1 protein-coding gene is annotated in these 517 nt (G+C 73.7%); it reads right to left on the minus strand.

The window, feature by feature from the left end:
* Positions 1–38: 38 nt before the first annotated feature.
* Positions 39–517 (minus strand): DUF222 domain-containing protein (locus E4P39_RS22060; RefSeq protein WP_245160044.1); only part of this gene is annotated, 479 nt, incomplete at its 5' end.

The raw sequence follows: 517 nt of genomic DNA on the forward strand, positions 1-517 counted from the left end.
CCGGAGGACCGAACCCCGAACCATCAGCCACCGAATCGTCATCGGTCACAGTCACAGCGTGCTCCCAACTGAGGCACCAACCTCAGGCTCGGACCACGAGCTCTTACACAGACCATCTGACAGGGCCCGTCGGCGCGCCGCCAGGCCCGGCAGAACCGCTCGGTCTGCGACGCGGTCGCCGACAGCGCGAACTCCAGCAGGGCGGCCTCGCAGTCGGGGGCGGCGATGCGGGTCAGCGCCCGCACCTTGGCGTAGGAGAGCCGGCCGGTGCCGAACGCCGCCGCGATCTCCGGCAGGCCGCGCAGCGCCCGGGCCACCCGGACGTGTTCGCGGGTGGTGACCGGCGCCATGCCGCACTGCCAGGCCAGCCAGTGCGCGCAGGAGTTGATACCCACCCCGTGCCAGCCGCCCCGGTCGTCGAACTCGGCGACCAGCCGCAACCACGCCGCGGTCGCCGCCGCCAACCGCACCGCCCCCGCGGTGATCGCCCGCGCCAGCTCCGGCAGCGGCGAACCCG

This window comes from Blastococcus sp. CT_GayMR19 (genome assembly GCF_004570385.1).
Lineage (GTDB): Bacteria > Actinomycetota > Actinomycetes > Mycobacteriales > Geodermatophilaceae > Blastococcus_B.